This is a genomic window from Methylomonas sp. BW4-1, assembly GCF_052474385.1.
Map to the genome: position 1 here is coordinate 5,130,870 of NZ_CP184125.1, position 19,614 is coordinate 5,150,483.

Here is a 19,614-nt window from a genome sequence, read left to right on the forward strand (position 1 = left end):
ATCAGACATGCCGGTATTGATAGATGAAGTGATATTAGAGGTGCAAGACGGCGTCACCGAAACCGCTGAGCAACAACCGGCCGCGCAGCAAACACCGTTGGCACCGGCTGAGATCGAGCTGGCGCAAATGTTGGAGTTGATCAGGCAGAGGCAGGAAAGGTTGAGGATTGATTGAATAGATGGGGGTGAGTGAGAGATTTGGTAATGAAGTTTTATATACCCTCACCCTAGCCCTCTCCCGGAGGGAGAGGGGATGTGTCGAAGGGTTTTAGGAGGCTTTGTGTGGCGGAAGGGTTTCCTTCCCGTATGCCGCGCCGAGCACCGGAGCTTTTGAACGGATCCGCCCGTAGGGGCGCCGCATGGATGCGGCGCGTTGCCGAAGGGGCAGGAGCCCCTTTCGGCAACCCCGTTCAAAAGCTTCGGAGCGCAGGGAATAAGCGGCATCCGGGTCGCCTTTTCTTTGGATACTTTCTTTTGGCGACGCAAAAGAAAGTATCGCGGTTGTCGGTCCGCGAACCGACATTAGAAAAACCGTCGCGATAGCGACACATAATAATTAAACGACAATAAACAAGAACAACACTATGCCCGATTCCGCCTTCACCAGCTCCCGCCCAACGATCAAAATCGACGGCGAACAACGCGAAGACCTGCAACAGGCCTTGCTGGCGATGCATGTCAATCTGCCCTTGCACGGCTGCGCGCATGCCGAATTGCAGCTGTCTAATTGGGGTAGGCCGGAAGGCGGGCAAGATCCCGACTTTACTTTGAACGACATTGCCTTGGGTGCCGGCGTGGAAATCGAAATGGGCAGCGACACCCCGCAAAATCTGTTCAGCGGCGAGATTACCGCCATTGAAGAAAGCTACGGCGAAGGCGCGCCCAACATCGTGCTGCTGTTGCAAGACAAGTTACATAGATTAGCCCGCAGTCGGCATAACCGCAGCTTTGAAGATCAAAGCCCGGACGAACTAGTGCAAGCCATCGCCGGCGAGGCGGGCCTGCAAACCGATGCGTCACTGTCCGGCATCACTGCCACCTGGCATCAACTCAACGAAAGTGATTTGGCCTTTCTGTTGCGCATCGGCAATCGTTTCGATATAGCCGTGCGCTTGGAGGGGAATACCCTGCGGGCAAAAGTTGAGGAGAGCGATCCGAACCCGGTTGAACTCAGCGCCCAGGACAGCGCCCTGAAAGTGCGTTTAATCGCCGATTTAAATCACCAATCTCTTAGCAGCCAAGTCAACGGCTATAACCTGGCTAGTGCTGAACCAGTGGATTTTACCGCCGACGCAATGACATCGGCGCCCAGCGGCACCAGTGCGGCGGCGGCTTTAGGCAATCTGAGCTGGCCCGGCCCGGAAATTGTCCCGCAGCCGTTTCCCGGCACCAGCAGCGAAGCTGAAGCCTATGCCAAGGCCGCGTTCAAACGCCAAGCCAAACGCTTTATTCAAGGCGAGATCGTCTGCCAAGGCGAGGCGACCCTAAAACCAGGCCGGGAAGTGGAATTGGACGGTGTGTCGCCGCGCCTGAAAGGCCGCTACCAAATCGTGCATTGCGTGCATCGTTTCGATAACAACAGCGGTTTCGAAACCCATCTTAAAGTCAATAAAGGCGGGTGGCAGTCATGAACAGTCACGCCTTGGGTAATCTGCACAGTTTGCAACTCGGCCAAGTCACCGACAACGCCGACCCGGACAGCCGTGGCCGCATCAAGGTACGCTTGCTGGCGACGCAGATGGAAGTTTGGGCCGGCGTCGTCGCACCGTCAGACCGGCCAGGGTTACGGTGCCAGTTTCGTGCCGCGCCTGGAAGAAATCGTGGTACTGGCTTTTATCACCCCGGAAATGCCGCTGGTGCTGGGCAGTGTATGGGCCGGCAGCAGCAGCGTGCCGGCAGACGCCGATCCGCAGGAAGATCATTACGTGATCCGTACGCCGCAGGAAACCGTGTTGGATTTCGATGACGGCAGCGGCCCGAAAGTGGAGTTGCGTACCCGCTCCGGTTACAAGATTTCGATAGACGAAGCCGGCGGCGGGGAAATTGTCATCGAGCGCGCCGACCAAAGCGTCACCCTTAATAGCTCAGGCATTGCAGTGCGCAGCAGCGGCAGCGTCACGGTCGATGCCAGTACGGTGACCATTAACGCCAGCATGGTGACGGTGAATGCCAGTATGTCCAAGTTCAGCGGCGTGGTGCAAGCCGACACAGTGATCGCCACTTCAGTGGTGGGCAGTTCCTACACGCCGGGCGCCGGCAACATTTGGTAAGGGATTATGAAAACCGAACAAGTTCTGCATCCCATTAAACTGAAACCGCCGTTTTATCAGGAGGGCGGGCAATGCGGCTTGCATCGCTATCTGGATGCGGAGTTTATCAACCGCTTCAAGCAGGATATGCAACGCCGCCAATTCGATCTGCTGCAGTTCAACGCTTGGCAACAGGAAGAACGCCATAGCCGCCACGGCCAGCAGCCGGTGCTCCGGCTACCGTTGCATCGGGCCTTTCACATCGTCAGCTGCGAAGTGGTTTGCGACCGCTTCGGCGAGCCGGCGCTGGACCCGCAAAAAATCAGCTCGGCTGGCTTCGTGATTCGCCGGCTCAGCGGCGGCCGTGAACAGGCCTGGATGCTGGAAGACGGCGAGGCGCTGGGGTGGCAAGACGCGCCCAGCGAATTGCGCGACCCGGATTTGCATCGCCGCTTGTGCGCCAACGGCGTAGTGCACAAACGCGATGAGCAGGCGGCGTACAGCGGCGAGGAAGTGCACCCCTTGCATGTATTAAAAACCAGCGACGCCAATCGTAAAACCCACACGCTATTATTTGGTTATCTACCCTTAGGCGGTTTTTATTATCTGCGCGATGCCAGTCAGGCGTTCGATAGTACCGACCAAGCGCAAACCGCCAACGTCGCGGCGGCGATGTTGCCTTGGCCGTTCGGTTATCGGCAACCGCTGAATCAAACCTGGCTAAGCGAACACAGCAAACCGTTGGCGCAAGGCCTACCCAGCAAAGCTTTTTTCGAATTACTGAGAATATTAGTCAACCGTTATCACCTCGGCGAAGCCGGCATTGCCGAGAACACCGCGCTGGAAAACCAATGCCAGCAGTTGTGGCTGTACGACGAAGCTAAACTGCCCGCCGGTTTGCCAAGCCAAGCCTATACCGAAACCAGCCTGGGCTTGTTTACGCCATATCGGCAACAAACCTTGTTTAGCTATCTGCAAGCCTGCTTTGCGATGGGTGGCGATAACCCGCTGGTGCGTTGGTTGATTCAACAAGAACAATCGATAGACGCGGTCGGCGGGCTGGACAAACTGGCGGCATTTCCGGCCTTGCCGAATGCCAATGGCGTCGGCAATCTCAATCTGACGCTGTTGCTGCTGGCCGCCGATGCCCAGGAAATCCGGGTTTTGTTGGACCAACGCCTCAGCGATCAGGCTCTGAGCAAGGTCAAGGAAATTCCATTGCCCAAGTTCGCGCAGAATGCCGGCGATGTCTATCAAATAGTGGCCTTCGTCCGCGCCAAAAACGATCAGGGTCAGGAACAGATTCAATGGGCCAATGCCGACACCCGCAGCATACAGTTCCGGGTCGCTGCGCCCTTCGATCCGGATGCCAGCCGGCCGGCCTTGATTCAGATGCCGTCGTTGGCCGATCTGCGCCGCGGTCTGGCTAAAGGCGCGGCAATGATCACCCCGGCCGATACTTTCGATTTGATGAACAAGCTGAAATTGAACAAAGGCGCCAGCGAAGACACCGTAAAAGACACTTCCGGCCCGGATTTTGGCATTCAATGGATTTGTTCGTTCAGCCTGCCGGTGATTACGCTGGTGGCGATGATTTTGCTAATGATCATGATCTCACTGCTGAACATCGTGTTTTTCTGGTTGCCGTGGGTACGTATTTGCCTGCCATTTCCAAAAATCAAAGGAGATTGAAAATGCGTACGCCGGTACCGGAAATTTTGAGTTGGCCCCTGGGGAATATCGACGCCGACGGGCGTCTGAGCTGGACCCGCGACGATCAAAGCATCCGCGAAGTGATGCTTAACATCCTACTGACCCGCCCCGGCGAGCGTTTGCAACGGCCAAACTTCGGCGCCGGTTTATTAAACTTCGTGCATCAACCCAATAACGAAACCACCCGGCATTTGATCGCGGGTGTGGTGCGCAAATCGCTGGAGACCTGGGAGCCTAGAGTGGAAATCGACGAAGTGCAAGTGCAGGCCAGTCCGGCCAGCGTCGCCGATGTGCATATCAATATCCGCTACCGGCTGCGCAACAGTCAGCGTCCGGCGGAACTGGGATTCACGCTAAACCTGAGCCTGCCGGCTTGAGGCTGCAAGAGAGGCCGCTATGCCATTACCGGTACCGAATTTAGACGACAGACGCTTCGACGACCTGGTTGCCGAGGCCAAGGCGCGGCTGGCGAGCCATTTGCCGGAATTGACGCAGATTGCCCCCGGCGACCCGCTCAACAGCTTTGTGGATTTATTCGCCTGGCTGACCGAAACCATTTTGTATCGCGCCAATTTAATTCCGGAGCGCCAGCGCCGGGTATTTTTGAATTTGTTGCAAATTCCGGTGCGTGCCGCCCGGCCGGCCAAAGGCATCGTCAGCGTTGACGCCGGGCCCACCAGCGTGTTGCCGGCGGCATTGCTGGCGGATGGCAGCCAGCTGCGGGCCGGCAAACAGATTTTGACGGCGGTTGGCGAATTGCAACCCACCTGCCTGAGCTTACAGGTGTTGATCAAACAAAAGCTGGAGGCTGCCGATCTGGCCGCGCTGGGTTTGACTTTGCAGGACTTGCAGGAGCAGTACGGTTTGCGCAACGGCCAACGGCCCGAGCCGTTTCAGCCGCGCCGCTTCCAGCCAGTTAAGGAAGTGCTGGATCTGACCGGCAGTCTGGATCGCAGCTTTTACCTGGCCTGCATCTCCCCCCGGCAACTGGAAGGCCAGATTGCCTTGCTGCGCAGTCATCTGGCCGGTATCGCCTTTAACATTGGCATCGCGCCCGCCGACGATTTGGACGGCGAAGCGATTAACGAGCTGAACCCGCGTAAGCTGATCTGGGAGCTGGTTTCCACCGGCGAGGCCGGCGAAACGATTTATCTACCATTGGATGTGTTGGCCGATAGCTCGAAAGGCGGTCGGCAGACCGGCGTGGTGCGCTTGCGCTTACCCAAAAATCCGGCGCTGTTCCAGGCTTTCGTGCCCACCGATCCGATGTTCAGCGGTGTCGGCGATAGGCCACCGGAACTGGCCGATCAAGTCGAAGCTGGTCGGGTGGCGTTTTGGTTGCGCTTGCGTTGCCCGGAACATCCCAAATTACAACTGGGTTATCTGGCGCTGAACGCCGTTGATGTGCTTGCCCAAGGTTTGCAGCAGGATTTGCTGGTGGGTATGAGTACCGGTCAGCCCGATCAGGTGGTGGTATTACCGGATCAAAATATAGAGGCGGCGACCTTGCAATTGGATGTCGAGGAAAACGGTGCCTGGGTGCGTTGGCAACAGGTGGCTTTTCTGGCGGGTCAAGCCGCCGATGCCAGGGTGTATCGGCTCAATCCGCAGTCAGGTTATGTGTATTTCGGTGACGGTACGGCCGGGCGACGGCCGCCGTCGGGTAGCCGGATTCGCATCGCGGCTTATCTGTTTGGTGGCGGTAGCGCCGGCAATTTGCCCGCCGGCACCATCAAGGAAGTGGTCAACGGCAGCTCGCGCTACAAGCTTCGTCACGAATGGCCGTTGAGCGGCGGGCTGGATGCGGAAACTATCGAGCAGGCCGAAAAACGCATTCCGCAATTTTTGACGCACCGCAACCGAGCGGTCACCCAGCAGGATTTCAAAATCATCACCGAGGCCAATCCGCTGAATCCGGTGGCCCGCGCCGAAGTATTGGTCGGTTTTCTGCCCGGCGCCAGCATCCGCGCGGCGCGCGACGGCGTGCCGGGTGTGGTTAGCGTGTTCGTGCTGCCGCCGGCCGAACCGGCTGTGGGTCACACGCCCAAACCTAATCAGGGCTTGTTGAAGGACGTGTTTGCCTATCTATTGCAGCGGACCATGGTCGGCACCGAGCTGTATGTATTAAGTCCGGAGTTTGTGCCGATTGCTGTCAGTGTAAAAGTGCAGGTGCGGGACATTGAAACCGAGCAACAAACCCTGCGCGAAGTGCAGCAGACTTTGCTGGAATATCTGTGGCCCCTGGCGCCCGGCGGCGCGCGCGGTGCTGGGTGGCCCTTGGGCGGTGCGGTGCGCGGCAACGAATTATTGACTCAAGCAGCACGGGTGGCCGGGGTGCAGGCCGTGAATAGCTTGAGTCTGTTTCAACGCGGCAGCAATGGCTGGCGCCGCTTGCCAGCCGATGAGACTGTCAGCCTGACTAAATTCCAGTTGCCCGAGTTGCTGGGGGTGCGCGCCGACAGTGGTTCCGGCGCGCCGGCCTTGCCGGACGGCATCGGTTTGCTGGAAGGCCAAACCCCGGACGACAGTCTGGGCGTCGCGGTGCCGGTAATTCCGGACCTTTGTTGAGGAAGGGCGATGGACGTCAACAACACGCCTTATTTTTTGCTACGCGGCCAGACCGATTTCGAGCAGGGCTCCAGCCATTTGAGTTGGAATACCGGTGTGCAGGCGTTGACGCTGGCACAAAACCAGGCCTTGCGCTTGCCTGCTGCCGATTCGGCGGCGGCCTTGCTGGCTTGGCAGAACAGCGTGCCGCTGGCCTTGGACAGTTTTAATCAGATTGGCCGCTTGAGTGTCGACGGTACTCGCGTCGAATTCAATAGCGGTCGCGGCTATCTGACTTTGCAGGACAATGAATTGCGGGATGTCACGGCGCCGCAGGGCCAGTTTACCGATATGGCTTTCGCGGCGGTCGCGACCAGCGGCAAGCCCGGCTTCGGGCAACCAGACCGGCGACGGCAGATTGGCCTTGCCGTTCAGCGATGGCAATAATCAGCATGGTTTGCTGTTGTTTCATCTGGCCCGGCGCTGGCAAACCTTTTGCGAATGGGACAATGTGGAAGGCGAGGGCGCCGCGTCGCAAATGCCGCTAAGGGCGTGTATCGACGTGGAACAACGGGTTTGGCTAATCTCCGCGACAGGCTTGATGTTATGCAGTGGCGAACAGCTACCTTTACCCTACAAGCCGCAACCGGTGCGCTTTGAGCCCGAGCAGGCCAATCCACATCCCCTACGCCGCATCTGGCAGCAAGCCTTGCCGGAGGGTCTGCAGGCGCTGGCGCTATGTTGCGATTTGCAGCAGATTTTTATCTTGTGCCACGACGGTATGGGGGCGCAGACCATAGTGACGCGGCCTCTATCGGCATTGGCCGATGCGCCATTCAAAACCTACGCCTGTCCGGCCGAGTTGACGTTTGCTGTCGATCTGGCGCTGGCTGCCGATTCGGCTTTACCGGACCGCGGCCGGCTGGCGGCTTTGGTACCGCGCGCGGCGGATGATGCGAATTTCACGCAACGCGATTGCCCGGTATTGACGCTGCATTGGGATAGCGCAACCAACACCGGCCAAGCCCGCCTGCTGCACGAACGCTATCCAATGTTGTCGCAAAGCGTACCGCGTTTTGTCAGCAGCGCCGACGGCCAGTTGCGTTATCAAGCCGAGGCCGATGCGGATTTTCCTCAGATTGTGCCGCGCCCCAGAGAACTGCATGCCTTACGCCGACCGCAGTTTTTTCTGGAAGGCACGGCTTTACTGCATGAGCTGGATTCCGGCCAAGTCGATACGCAGTGGCATAGAGTGTATCTGGACGCCTGCATTCCGCCGGGCTGCGATATTCAGATTGCGGTGCGGGTATTTGCCAGCCGGCAGGCGGTGCGGCCCAAGCCCATCGAGCAACCCGCGCCACTGTGGAATCCGCTACCGTCCGAACTGCCGTTCGCGGCAAGTCTGGCCGGCCAGCAAGCCGGCACTAGCGGTTTATTCGAGATTTTGTTGCAACAGCCTTCCGGTCGGGTGCGGCAGTTGCGCGGGCGCTATCTGCAAATTCAAGTGACTTTGCGCGGCGACGGCCGGCAAAGTCCGGCCTTGCACGCCATCAGAGTCTATTACCCGCGCTTTTCCTACCAGGAAGCTTATTTTCCGGAATTTTACCGGCAGGAACTCAGTTACGACCCGGTGCAAGCCATCGGTCCGGCCAATGGCGCCGATGTGCGAGAGCGTTTGCTGGCAGCCTTCGAAGGGGTATTGACCCCGCTGGAAGGCCGGATTGCCGCCAGCGAGCAATTGCTGGCTCCGGAGGCAACGCCTGCCGCTAACTTGCCTTGGTTGGCCGAGGCCGTCGGTGGTCGCTTACCGAGCCACTGGCCGGAAGTCCGGCAGCGGCGCTGGCTGCGGGACTTGACTTTGATGCAACAATACAAAGGGACGCTGGCCGCCTTGAATCTGGCTTTGGACATCGTCAGCGACGGTGGCGTGCAGCGTGGCGAAATTGTGGTGTTAGAGAATTTCCGTTTGCGGCGGACCATGGCGACGATCTTGGGCATAGACATGGACGACGGCGATCACCCCTTGACTTTGGGCACCGGCATGAGCGGTAACAGCATCATCGGCGACAGCCTGATTCTGTCGGAAAGCGATGCCCGGCAATTTCTGGCACTGTTCGCCCCGGAGCTGGCGACAGTTGACGAAGCGGCGCAGGTCAAAGCGTTTTTTGCAGAATACGCGCACCAAGTCAGTATCTTGCTGCACGGGCGGGCGGTGAGTTTGCGCACTGCCGTCGAAGACATTTTGACGGAACAGCTACCGGCGCATTTGCAATACCGGATCATCGAAACCGAACATCCCTTTGTGCTGGGTATCGCGCCGCTGCTGGGCATGGATACCTTCATCGAAACCACGCCGCCGTTCCGCCGCGTCACGCTGGATGACACTTATCTGGGCCGCGAAGGGATTTTGAAAAACCCGGCGGCATTTTCTCCGGAGGACATCAATGCACAGGCTTAGCGGTTTTCCTGGGTTGGTTAACAACCCGGTCCTGTCTATCACGTTGATTTCCTTTGGGCTGAGTCATTCGACTGGTTCGGCGCAACCGGCTTGGCGGATTCCGGTTCCTGTCAGAGGCTGGGGAAGAAGCTCCCTCTCCTCGCGGGAGAGGGTTGGGGTGAGGGGGCTCGAGCAATGTGATCCAGCTGTTTTTAGCCCCTCACCCTATCGTCTCCCGGAGGGCGATGGGATTTATGCTGCCGGATTCCGAGATTTTGGCATTTCCTATTGGGCACCACACACGGAGGCCGCATGGACACCCTAGACGATTTCACCACGCTGGAACAGGATGCTACTTTGGCAGAGCCCCTGCGCCGCGTGGCTTACGAAGCCGGGATGATGCTGGGTCTGGAAGCAACCCGCGACGAGCAGGCCTACCACCGCCGCCGCCTGACCCGGCATCAATACTGGCTGCAAGGCTACGGCACGTTGGCGGGCATGGTGGTCAGCATGGCGCCGGCCACGCATCCCAATAACACCGACAATCTGACGGTGCGATTGCTGGTCAGTCCCGGCATCGGCATCGACGGTCTGGGCCGCGAGGTGTTGATTCACGAGCCTTATTGCATCAATCTCGGCGACTGGCTGGCCGCGCAATCCGAGAGCCATCTGCGTGAAGGTTACAGCGACGCCGATAACCTGCTTTGGCTGAAAATCTGCGTGCGGCAAAAAGATTGTCCGGTGGCGATGCAGCCGGTGCTGGCGCGCAAGCTCAATCTTAGCACCGACGCGGTGCAACCCAGCTGCACTGCCGACAGCGTGCGCCTGGAATTGATTCCGGAATTGCCGCCGCCGGCGGCAGACGATGATTATCAACCCTGGGCTTGCCATCAGGGGCTGCCGGCGGCGATGCCGGCACTGTCGGCCGCCGAACAAGCCTTGTTGCAGCAAGTGCAAAACGATAATGTCGAAGCCGGTGCGCAATTGGCGCTGCATGCCCGTTTGCTGCACGCACTGGATAGTAGTGGCGTGAATCCACAACAACTGCAAGACGAGTTGGTGGAGGGCGCCCGCTTGCTGCTAGCCAGGATTAGTATTAGCGTCGCCGACATCAACGCCATTCTGGTCAACCCGCAATTAATCTCGATCAACAACTTGGTGCGGCCGTTCCTGGCCACCGCCAGCCAATTGGCCTGGCTGGCGCGCCAGCCCTGATCATGGAGGGACTATGAGCGAAATTTTATTTCAACCTCTCGGTAATCCGATTGCCGCCGGGCTGGCGCTGGATCAGGTCGCCGACATCGATCCGCGCTTGACTCGCAGCCATTATTTCGATGGCCGCTTGCTGACCGCCGAAGACCTGACTCGCGATCAAATCTATCTGGATCAGCGCTTGCGTGAGCTGGGGCGGGTGCTGGGCAGCGGCATCGTCGCCGGTTTGGCCTTAAGCTTCGACCGCTTCACCGGTTTGCTGACTTTGGAACCGGGTTTGGCAATGACGCCGGCAGGCCGGGTACTGGAGCTGGGTAGCCGGCTGATCGTTAATCTGCGCGACCGGGCCTTGATCAGCGGCTTGAATGAGGGCAATTTTTCCAATCTGAACCGGGGTTTGTACGCCGTCGTGCTGCGTTATGTCGATGTCGGCACCGACATTGCCGAAGTGTTTCCGAAGGATTTGAGCGCCAAGCGCGGCTTTCAATACGCGATGATCACCGAGTCGGTGCAAATGGGTCTGGTGCCCTTGCCGATTCCGCTTCCGCAGCAAAGTCCTTTGCAGGTCCGCGCCCGTTTGATGCGGGAGTTGCTTGGCGACGATCAATTGCACGGTTTATTACCGGAAGATGCTGTGGCTTTGGGTTTGGTAGCCATTCAAGAAGGCGCGCCGCAATGGTTGGACGCACAATTGCTGCGTCATCCCTTGCGCGCCGAAGCCGGCATCGATTCCTTGCAAAGCGATTTGTCGCGGCAATATGAAGCATTGCTGGCCGACATTCTGGTTAATCGCCGTAGCGGCGGCCTGACTGGCGACTTTCATGCCAGCGATTATTTTTCCTTGCTGCCGCCGGTCGGCAGTTTGCCCAAGGAAGCGGTCGATCCGGTCAACGGTCGGCAGGGCTATTTCCCGGAAAACTACCAAGTGGCGATTGCGCCGTTACGGCAATCCGATGTGGAACAGATCCGTGCCGAATCCCTGGCTTTGCCGCCCATCGATTTAAGCAACGGCGAGCCGGTGGACATCGTGGTGCTGGTGCCGCTGTCCAATCTGGATTACGGTCATTACGCCGCGCAACTGGAACGTAATTTCGATCCGAACAAACGCTTGTTGCCACAAATGGATCTACTGCGCTTAAAGCTTTATCCGGTCAGGCCGGTGCATGCGCTGGACACCGACCAGGCCGCTTGGCAAGCGATCTGGGACCGCTTTGGCAGCAACGCGCCGCTTTACGTGCGCCGGCCCAGCCGCGCCGCAGAAACCTCGATCAGCGGCATCGTGTTAGCGCTGGGCACTTCGTTGCCGACGCCGCCCGAAGTGGTGGGCGGCCCAGCCGATGGCGGCGGCTTGATCGACGACGAAGACAGCGTGTTCTTGAAACGGGTGAATTACCCGATGCTGGCCGAGCTGCGCCCCCCCAGCGACGACACCGGCCGTGCGGCCTTGGCGGCGTTGGAGGCGTCCTTCAATGAATCAACATTGGTCGCCGCCAGCCAGCGCATATTGCTGTTGGTGGAACGCCAATACGACGCGGTAATCTGGCAAACCCTGCAACAACTGGCCGTCGCCAACAATCTTGAAGCATTTGTGGCAGGAGTGCGCGCCAAGCCAGCCAACCAAACCACCGGCTCCTGGGTTGGCGAGAACGGTGCAGGATTGGGTTTGGATAATGGTTTAATCGGGCAATGGGCTGCGTTGGTGCCGTGACGGGGATTAAGAAAGATTTAGTTGCTTTGCAATGCTTTCAGAGGATGGGGAAATTGGCGGTTTTATATCACCTCACCCTAGCCCTCTCCCGGAGGGAGAGGGGACTGTTTCGACTTTTTATGAGTACTCAATAGCTTCGAGTTGGAGACGAGTTTTATCCCGTATGCCGCGCTGAGCACCGGAGCTTTTGTCGAGAATAGCCCGTTAGGGGAGCGGCATGGATGCCGCTCGTTTTCGGAGGGGCAGGAAGCCCCTTTCGGCAACCCCGTTCAAAAGCGAGGAGCACAGGGGATAAGCGGCATTCGGGTGTCTTTTCTTTTGGATACTTTTCTTTGGACAAGCAAAGAAAAGTATCTCGGCTGTCGGTCCGAGAACCGACATTAAAAACATCTGTCGCGATAGCGACACAATAAAAGCTGTTCCAGGTCGGGGAAGGTTTATGCAAACAAAATTTCCCCAACAAATATGGAAAGAAGAGTAAGGAGTAGCCATCATGTCCATGATTCTGCTGCATAACCCCATCGCCAGCTCCCGCAGCTTGCAGCGGGTACACATGTTTCCCGGCCGGCATCTGGGCGAGGAAGAGTTCGACCGCGAGCAGGCGTATGCCGATGCGCGGCTGGCTACTGTTTTACAGAGCAAAACCGCCGGTATCGTCCATGGCTTGGATTTACAACTGGGGCCAAATGGCGTAGCCGAGCCGGGCTTCAGTGTCAGTTCCGGTCTGGCATTGGCAGCCAATGGCCAGGCACTGGGGCTGTACTATCCGCTACGCGCCGAGTGGCAGGATTTGATCGACAGCTACTTAAACCGCAATCAGGTCGCCAGCGCGGTGGGTGTTTATTACTTAATGCTGACGCGCGGCGACCGGGAAATCGACGGGCCGGGTGTCGATGCCTGCCAACGTACCGAACTGGATCCAACTCGCGACACCCAAAGAGTGTTGGCCGGCAGCCTGGCTTTACAGCGCATCAATATCAGCGACACGGCAGTAAATACCTGGCCACGAGACCGCATCGAAAACTGGGTAGTCGCTGACCGGGTCGATGCGGGGTTCATGGCCAAATTGGGATATGCCGTGCCGCTGGCTTTGCTGGCGGTAGTGAGCAACGAGGATGCCAGCTACCGAATCGCCTGGCTCTCGCAGGAAGCCGGCCGCTACGAAGCGGTGTCGAACAGCGGTTACCGGGTGTTGCTGAATCAAAGCGGCGCGGCGATGCGGCGGGTGATGCAGGCGGCCGGTTTGCCGGCTAATGCCGGGATTCCACTGCCGCAGTTTTTACAAGACAATCTGCATCTGGATTTTCTACCGGCAGCCGGTCAGTTGCCGCTGGACTGGCTGCAAAACCCTGCGACGCCGACACCAAATCTACTTTGGCTGCCAAGTCATCTGGGCATAGATATGGTGCCGGTGCCGGAAGAAGCGGTGATCGAGCTGTTGAACGGCCATATCGCCAGGCGGGTGATCGATTTGCGCCAGCCGGCCGGCGACAAGATTAGATTGTTGCTGGCGGTTAACGAGCCGGATTATCGGCCCAATCTTTTGGATATTCCGCAAACCGACAGCGTGCTGGAAAGCGATATTTTCCGGTTTTACATGCGCGCTTACGAAGCCTGGCGCAAATGGCGCCAACAATTCGATGCGCTCTATTTCGTCGAACCCTCCAACACCCCGCCTCTGGCTGGCGGCATAGGTGTTATCGAACATGCGGTGCTCGATCCGGCGCAATTCAAAAATCTGGATTTGCCTAAACCGGAAATTCCGCCGGCCTTGCCTTTGACGATTTTTCAGAAAGTCATCGCCCGCGCCAACAGCGAACAACAAGATCCGCAAAATCCCGGCACGCCTTATCCCTACAGCAAAGGCGTGCCTGCCTTACCCAATTTTTACAGTAACTGGATGGGTGCAGACGGCAATCCGCCGCCGGTTGTCACGCCCAGCGACGACGGCCTGGTGGTGCAGTACGCGGTGGCTTTGGTGGAACTGGAAGCCATCGAAAACCAGATTCGCGCCATCCGCAGCCGGGTCGAGAAAACCCGCGATTTTTTATTATTGCAACGCCAGCAACTGGATTCGCAAACCGTGGCTTTGGCCGCGCTGGCTGGCGGCGTGGCCGGCGACGGCACAGGCTTGCAGGTGGCGCGTTGGTTGCCGTACGCCAATCTCAACGCCACCGAAATTCCCAACAACGTCGAAAAAGCTGTCAACACCGAAAGCGTGGTCAGCAATGCGCCTAAAGCGGTCTTCGCCACGGCGTCCGCGGGCCTGTTCAATAGCGCGATCAGTCAGATGGCTGCGCCGAAAATCAGCGCCAGCAGTGCCTTGAGCAACAATCTGTTGAGCAACGCCTTGGCGTCTACGTCGTCGGTGTCCAAGTCGGCGTTTTTGTTGACCAGCAAGCCGCAAACCTATTCGGCGTTTGAATTGGGCATCAATAAAAACCGCCTGGATATGTTGTCGCGCATTACCAAGGAAGCGGTCAGCAAGCCGGCTTTCGAGGCCAAGGAATACCGGTTCGGGGTGATCGATCACATCAGCCCGGAAATCAATGAATACGCCAAGGCCTATTACGGGATGAAGGAATTGCTGGCGACGCTGACCGATTTATTCGACCCCACCGATGCCGCCACCTTGCGCAAACAGATGGAAAAAATCGGCGTGGTGGAAGACGATCAGGCCGGCGCCAATGCCACTAACCCCTTCGAACGTAGCGGCAAACTGGAGTCGCCGGCGGTGCTGGATAATCTGGCCGACAAAAACGCCCCGAACAATCCGCAGCGCTCCAGTCTGTTAAAAACCCAATATCGCTACCACGCCTTGTTCAAGGCCGGGCGGATTTTGACGCAATGGATCGCGATTTTCGAGGCGCGCTACAACAATATCGAACGCAAATTGCAAGGCAAGTTACGCGAGCAAGCCAATAAACTGGCGCAGATCGACAAATTGGCCGGCCTGATTCGGGTAGCGCGGGAAACTTTGGAAGGTATGGACAGATTCCGCGTCGAACAACTCGGCGACTACGGCGTCGCGCAGCGTTTGTTGGACGAAGACTGGCGGCAGGTTTGGACACTGAATAACGAACGTACCCGTATTCTGACCAAGGCGTTGCGCGGCTTGTATTACGTCAGAGTGCGCGGTACGCCGGTCAGCGCCGCCTTGGCCGATCCGCTGGCCTTGCGGTATGGCAGTAGCAATGACATTGTCCCCGGCTGTGACTGGGAAGAAGACGTGGATTTGCCGGCGGCGCTGGATCCGTTTTTTGCGGCGATCTGCGAGATTCCGATGGACGACTGGGCCGGCCTAAAGCCGTTGCGGCCCAAGTTGCCGCCGTTTCAGCAATTCGATTATTTGGGGCAATTGCGCCAGGCTCGCTTCAAAGCCAGACCCGCCAGCCTGTTGACGCCGGCCAATACCGATACCTTGCAGGCCCGCCTGCAGACCGTGCATTTGCAAACCCAGATCGTCATGCAGCAGTGGGCCGGTTTCAGCTTGCCGGCATTTACCGCCAGCAGTTTGCAAACTCAGGCGGCAGCCGCCAAAGTGTTGGCCTTGGCAGACCTGGCCGGCGCTGCCGGACCGCTGCGCAAACCAGCCCACGAATTGCGCGAGCAGTTGGAGCACTGCCAGTTTTGTTTGCTGGAAAAACTTAACCTTTTACCGCCGTCCTTGCGTTTGCAATGGGGGCAACTGGCCGAAGACGATCAGATTCGCGTCGAGGACGTCTCCTGGTGGCCGGGTATGGATAGAGCGGAAGCCGACGATTTTAACGCGGCCCGCACCGTGTCCGAATTAATCGCCTGGTGGTTCCGGCAATTGGACCGCGATGCCTCCGCCGCGAGCCGCAGCGCGATGCGTAATATGATACGGGCCGTGCTGATTCATGCTTCCTTGGGCGATCCGCAGGAAATCATTCGCGGCAACGTGCATGTGCCGCCACGCTTGGCGGCAATCGGCGAGCGCTTGCAAGTCAAACTAAACCGGCCGCCGTTGCCGGGGACCCGGTTGCAATTGCTGGATACCGAGCAGCGCGTCGTGGCGGTGCTGGCGGTGGAAGACCATAGTCCGCAAAGCACCCAGGTCACCATCGTCGATATGCTGCAAAGTGGCGTGAAGATCAACACCCGCTTTAGCGTAGTGGCGAATAAGCTGACGCAGCAACGCTTGTAAATTGCAGTTATGACCAAGCTGGCCGCCGACACCGTTGCGATACACCGTCTGACCGTTCGGGCCGGGCAGCAACGGGCGGCTGAAAGCGTGCGCGACAGTTTGCAAAGTGCGGATTGGCCGCAAGCCGGGCAGGACAACTGGGTGTTTATCCGCCGCCTACAAGTTAGTGGTACGGCGCGGCAACTGCCCAGGCAGTTGCTCGAGCAAACCCGGCAACACTTAAATTCCGGCAATCATCCCGAACAGCTGATGCGCTTCGCCAGCCTGGCCGAGCTATTGGCGGCTTTGCTGACGGATCTGCTGCGCGGCCGCGCCGGCTTGCATTGGTATTGGCGACGCTGGGCGCATTGGTTTGATTTGCCGGTGTCGCGGGCCATATCCGGCATAGTGTCCGAACATCTGGCGTTATTGCCGGCGGTTTGTGCCCGTTTGGCGCAACGGGGTGAATTGGCGGCTATTTGGTTGAGTCTGGCCGACAGCGATGCTCGGCAATTAGCGGTCGAGCTGGCCGGAATGAGTGGTTTTCGCTTGCCGTCTGTTTTGGAAATCGCCGAACTGCATTTTTCTGAAATCGATAACGCAGACAAGCGATCCTCCTCCGATGACCAGACGTGGGCTGAGCAACTGACGCCAAGGCCCGGATTGTTGGCGCTTTGGCGACCTCTATTGCAAGAGCTGGATGTTGCCGACGGCCGCTATCAATTGGCTTTAGTGCTGATCGGCCAAGACTTGGCACCGCTGCTGTTGCAACAACAGCCGGCTAGGCTGCTGGCTATTCTATCCGCCCGTTTTGCGGCTATGCTGAACGCCAAAAAAGCGCAGACGAGTGGTGACCCCAAGCCCAAGCCCGTAAGCGCGAATGAAACGATCCAGCCCCGGCAAGCAAAACCCCCTTTGCAAGCGCAGCAGCTTAACCAAGCCCATCAAGCCCTTGCGCAAACAGACGGCGAGGCCAATCCGAAACTGGATGCCGACACCGAGCGGCAGATACCGGCGCCATTACCGCACAAGCCCCTTGCCGAGCATGATGGCAAAGATGTCCGGCAAACGCCGATGGCTGCAAACCTAGCATTGGCCGACTATTCTCGTCCTGCCAAGGCGCTTGCCCAGGGCTCTTCTCCAGAACCGGCCAGCGCAGGCCTGGAGTTTGCGGGATTTCATACCCGGCAAGGCGGCTTGCTGTATTTACTGAATATGCTCAACCGGTCTGAGATGCGCTGCTTGATGCGGGAACATGCCGAAACCTTGCCTAGCGGCTGGGCCTGGTTGTACCGGCTTGGGCAAGAATTGCAGTTGGACGAGGACGATGCGCTGGTCGATTTCATCGCGCGGCAATTGGGCCTGGACGATAGCGGCGAACTGGGCCGATTGCCGCCGCTACCAGCCCGCGAACAGGTGTTGGATTTGGCCCAGCGCTGGTATGGCAAGACCGGGGTTTGGCAGCCTGAGTTGTTGGCGCTCACCGGGCAAATTCACTACAGCCCCAGCCATATCGATTTATACGCGCCGATGTCGGCGATCCGATTGCCCGTGCGCCTGGCCGGGCTGGACATCAATCCGGGCTGGCTGCCGTGGCTGGGCCGAGTTGTGAGTTTTCACTATGACTAAGCCGCCGCAGCCCTTTGCCGAATCGCTAAATCTGCAAGCACCTAACCGGCAGCAACCGTTGGCGGCCTTGGTGCGCGTCGGTTTGGCAGAATTCTGGGAACGGATGATGCCGGGCGACAGCGAATTATCCGAGCAATTGCGGCAGCAAGCCGCCCGGCTGTTAAACGTGGAAGTGCTGCCGAGTTGGATACAAATGCGCGAACACGCGGCCGCCCAGTTACGCGCCTTGCCCGGACCGTTTGGATATTGGTTGCGGGAACAACATATCGACCTGCCGCAAGCCTTTTTGCTGGCCGTAGTTGGCAGCGCCGAGACCGATTATCTGGTGACCTTGACGCTGAGCGAGTTGCAAGCACCCAATCCCGGCAACCGCCTCGCGGTGCATCTGGCGCTAACGATGCTGGACGAATTATTCGGTGCCGGCACACTGGATGCGCTGGATTTGCATGCTACGCCGTTGGTGCAACAGCAGGTGTTGTTGCTGGAAGGATCGGGGCCGTTGTCGCTCCGGCCATTGCGCATCGAGCCGGCCTTGTGGTCGGTATTGTGCGGCCGGCCGGCGATTTGGCCGGGTTGCCGAGTGATTGCGTTGACAGACCGTGAGTTGCTGCCGCAACGTATCCGCAAGCAATTACCGCATTTGGCGACCTTATTGGCGAAAGGCGAAGTGCGCGGCTTGGCAATACGCGGCAACAGCGGCTGCGGCCGGCGGGCTTTGGCCGCCGAGCTGGCCGGTTTGTTGGGATTAACGGCCATCGAAGTGCCGAGTGATTTGTGGCAACAGCAGCCGGCCTTACCGCTGGCCTGCCAACTGGCCGGCTGGCTGCCGGTCATCAAGGTGCAGGTCTCGGCCGGTGAAAGCTGGCAGCTGCCGGCGATAAAACCCAATATCGCCCATGTGATTGTGCTGGGGATGAGTGATGCGGTGTCCGGTCAGGATTTGCTGGAATTGGAAATGGGTGTGCCCGACGAAGCCGAGCGCCGCCAGCTTTGGGCGCGTTACCTCGCCGATGCGGAATTGGCCCGCCGTGCCGCCAGTGCCTTGCTGAGCGGTCCGGTGATCCAGAAAGTGGCGCGCAATGCGGTGCTGCGCGCGGAACAAAGCCGCAGCGCATTGCATGCCGAACACATTGCCCAAGCCCGCCGCGATTTGGGCGCGGAACGCTTGCGCTTGCTGGCCGAGCCGGTGCGGCGGCGCGTCGAACGCGAAGCGGTGGTATTTCCGCCGCTGGTGGAGCAATACCTGCACGATTTCATCGCCCGCGCGCACAGCCGCGAATCGTTGTGGGAAGCTTTGGGCGTAACCTTGCAAGCCTCGCGCAATGCCGGCCTGCGGGCCTTATTCGTTGGCGACAGCGGCACCGGCAAAACCCTGGCCGCTAGTTATGTCGCGACCGCGCTGGGCGCGCCGCTGTACCGTGTGGACTTGGCGGCGATCATGAACAAATATGTCGGCGAATCCGAGAAAAATCTGGGCCTTTTGTTGGATCTGGCTGCCGCCGCCGATGCCATCCTACTGTTCGACGAAGCCGATTCCTTATTCGGCCGCCGCACCGAGGCCCAGCAAAGTGGCGAACGTTACGCCAATATGCTCACCAACTTTTTATTAACCCGCATCGAAAACCACCCCGGCATCACGATTCTGACCACCAACAGCCGCGAGCGTATCGATAATGCTTTTACTCGCCGGTTGGATGCGATTGTGGATTTTCCCATGCCGGTGTTTCAGGAGCGCCTGGATTTATGGCGCAGCCATTTCGGTCAACGCAACCCCAGCGACGATTTATGCAAAACGCTGGCTAGCTATTGCGACATCAGCGGCGGCCAGATTCGGAATGTGGTGTTGACCGCTGCCGGTAGCAGTCCAGCGGATCAGCCTATCGGCATTGAGACCTTATTGTCGGCTTTACAGCGCGAATATCAAAAACTGGGCCGCAATCCGCCGGCGCAGTTAAAACAGTTAAGGAGTTAG

At 58.5% G+C, this 19,614-nt stretch carries 13 protein-coding genes; all 13 read left to right on the top strand.

Annotated elements, in window-relative coordinates:
* The first annotated feature begins 7 nt into the window (after positions 1-7).
* The 13 genes from ACH5Y9_RS23900 (at position 8) to ACH5Y9_RS23960 (ending at position 19,614) form a co-directional block, all read left to right on the top strand.
* Positions 8-175, top strand: coding sequence for a hypothetical protein (locus ACH5Y9_RS23900; protein ID WP_165786375.1), 168 nt, complete (start codon positions 8-10; stop codon positions 173-175).
* Positions 176-584: 409 nt separating this feature from the next.
* Entirely contained in the window at positions 585-1,631 is a 1,047-nt protein-coding gene (locus tag ACH5Y9_RS23905; RefSeq protein ID WP_445367834.1) for a phage late control D family protein, read from the top strand.
* 72 nt (positions 1,632-1,703) lie between these two features.
* Positions 1,704-2,270 (top strand): phage baseplate assembly protein V, encoded by a 567-nt coding sequence (locus tag ACH5Y9_RS23910; protein WP_445367835.1) that lies wholly within the window; start codon positions 1,704-1,706, stop codon positions 2,268-2,270.
* A 6-nt stretch (positions 2,271-2,276) separates the two neighbouring features.
* A complete protein-coding gene (locus ACH5Y9_RS23915) occupies positions 2,277-3,941 on the top strand; it encodes a hypothetical protein (protein ID WP_445367836.1) in 1,665 nt (554 codons plus the stop codon).
* A 2-nt stretch (positions 3,942-3,943) separates the two neighbouring features.
* On the top strand, positions 3,944-4,339 hold the full coding sequence (locus tag ACH5Y9_RS23920; RefSeq protein ID WP_445367837.1) for a GPW/gp25 family protein: 396 nt from the start codon (positions 3,944-3,946) through the stop codon (positions 4,337-4,339).
* Positions 4,340-4,358: 19 nt separating this feature from the next.
* On the top strand, positions 4,359-6,530 hold the full coding sequence (locus tag ACH5Y9_RS23925) for a putative baseplate assembly protein (protein ID WP_445367838.1): 2,172 nt from the start codon (positions 4,359-4,361) through the stop codon (positions 6,528-6,530).
* Between the two features lie 9 nt (positions 6,531-6,539).
* Positions 6,540-6,956 carry a hypothetical protein gene (locus ACH5Y9_RS23930; RefSeq protein WP_445367839.1) on the top strand — a complete coding sequence of 139 codons (417 nt, stop codon included), beginning with the start codon at positions 6,540-6,542 and terminating at the stop codon, positions 6,954-6,956.
* A complete protein-coding gene (locus ACH5Y9_RS23935) occupies positions 6,934-8,967 on the top strand; it encodes a phage tail protein (protein WP_445367840.1) in 2,034 nt (677 codons plus the stop codon). Before ACH5Y9_RS23930 ends, ACH5Y9_RS23935 begins: the two co-directional genes overlap by 23 nt.
* A 291-nt stretch (positions 8,968-9,258) precedes the next feature.
* Entirely contained in the window at positions 9,259-10,161 is a 903-nt protein-coding gene (locus ACH5Y9_RS23940; protein WP_445367841.1) for a hypothetical protein, read from the top strand.
* 13 nt (positions 10,162-10,174) lie between these two features.
* Positions 10,175-11,866 carry a hypothetical protein gene (locus ACH5Y9_RS23945; protein ID WP_445367842.1) on the top strand — a complete coding sequence of 564 codons (1,692 nt, stop codon included), beginning with the start codon at positions 10,175-10,177 and terminating at the stop codon, positions 11,864-11,866.
* 493 nt (positions 11,867-12,359) lie between these two features.
* The gene (locus tag ACH5Y9_RS23950) at positions 12,360-16,034 is read left to right on the top strand and encodes a hypothetical protein (protein ID WP_445367843.1); all 3,675 of its coding nucleotides are present in this window, start codon (positions 12,360-12,362) and stop codon (positions 16,032-16,034) included.
* 9 nt (positions 16,035-16,043) lie between these two features.
* Positions 16,044-17,642, top strand: a complete 1,599-nt coding sequence (locus tag ACH5Y9_RS23955) for a hypothetical protein (RefSeq protein WP_445367844.1) — start codon at positions 16,044-16,046, stop codon at positions 17,640-17,642.
* Complete coding sequence (locus ACH5Y9_RS23960) at positions 17,635-19,614, top strand: ATP-binding protein (protein ID WP_445367845.1); 1,980 nt, start codon at positions 17,635-17,637, stop codon at positions 19,612-19,614. The genes ACH5Y9_RS23955 and ACH5Y9_RS23960 overlap by 8 nt, the downstream gene beginning before the upstream one ends.

Excerpts from the sequence above, each read along its gene's own strand:
- ACH5Y9_RS23900 (WP_165786375.1), top strand. The coding sequence starts at position 8 with ATGCCGGTATTGATAGATGAAGTGATATTAGAGGTGCAAGACGGCGTC.
- ACH5Y9_RS23905 (WP_445367834.1), top strand. The coding sequence starts at position 585 with ATGCCCGATTCCGCCTTCACCAGCTCCCGCCCAACGATCAAAATCGAC.
- ACH5Y9_RS23915 (WP_445367836.1), top strand. The coding sequence starts at position 2,277 with ATGAAAACCGAACAAGTTCTGCATCCCATTAAACTGAAACCGCCGTTT.
- ACH5Y9_RS23920 (WP_445367837.1), top strand. The coding sequence starts at position 3,944 with ATGCGTACGCCGGTACCGGAAATTTTGAGTTGGCCCCTGGGGAATATC.
- ACH5Y9_RS23925 (WP_445367838.1), top strand. The coding sequence starts at position 4,359 with ATGCCATTACCGGTACCGAATTTAGACGACAGACGCTTCGACGACCTG.
- ACH5Y9_RS23930 (WP_445367839.1), top strand. The coding sequence starts at position 6,540 with ATGGACGTCAACAACACGCCTTATTTTTTGCTACGCGGCCAGACCGAT.
- ACH5Y9_RS23940 (WP_445367841.1), top strand. The coding sequence starts at position 9,259 with ATGGACACCCTAGACGATTTCACCACGCTGGAACAGGATGCTACTTTG.
- ACH5Y9_RS23945 (WP_445367842.1), top strand. The coding sequence starts at position 10,175 with ATGAGCGAAATTTTATTTCAACCTCTCGGTAATCCGATTGCCGCCGGG.
- ACH5Y9_RS23950 (WP_445367843.1), top strand. The coding sequence starts at position 12,360 with ATGTCCATGATTCTGCTGCATAACCCCATCGCCAGCTCCCGCAGCTTG.
- ACH5Y9_RS23955 (WP_445367844.1), top strand. The coding sequence starts at position 16,044 with ATGACCAAGCTGGCCGCCGACACCGTTGCGATACACCGTCTGACCGTT.
- ACH5Y9_RS23960 (WP_445367845.1), top strand. The coding sequence starts at position 17,635 with ATGACTAAGCCGCCGCAGCCCTTTGCCGAATCGCTAAATCTGCAAGCA.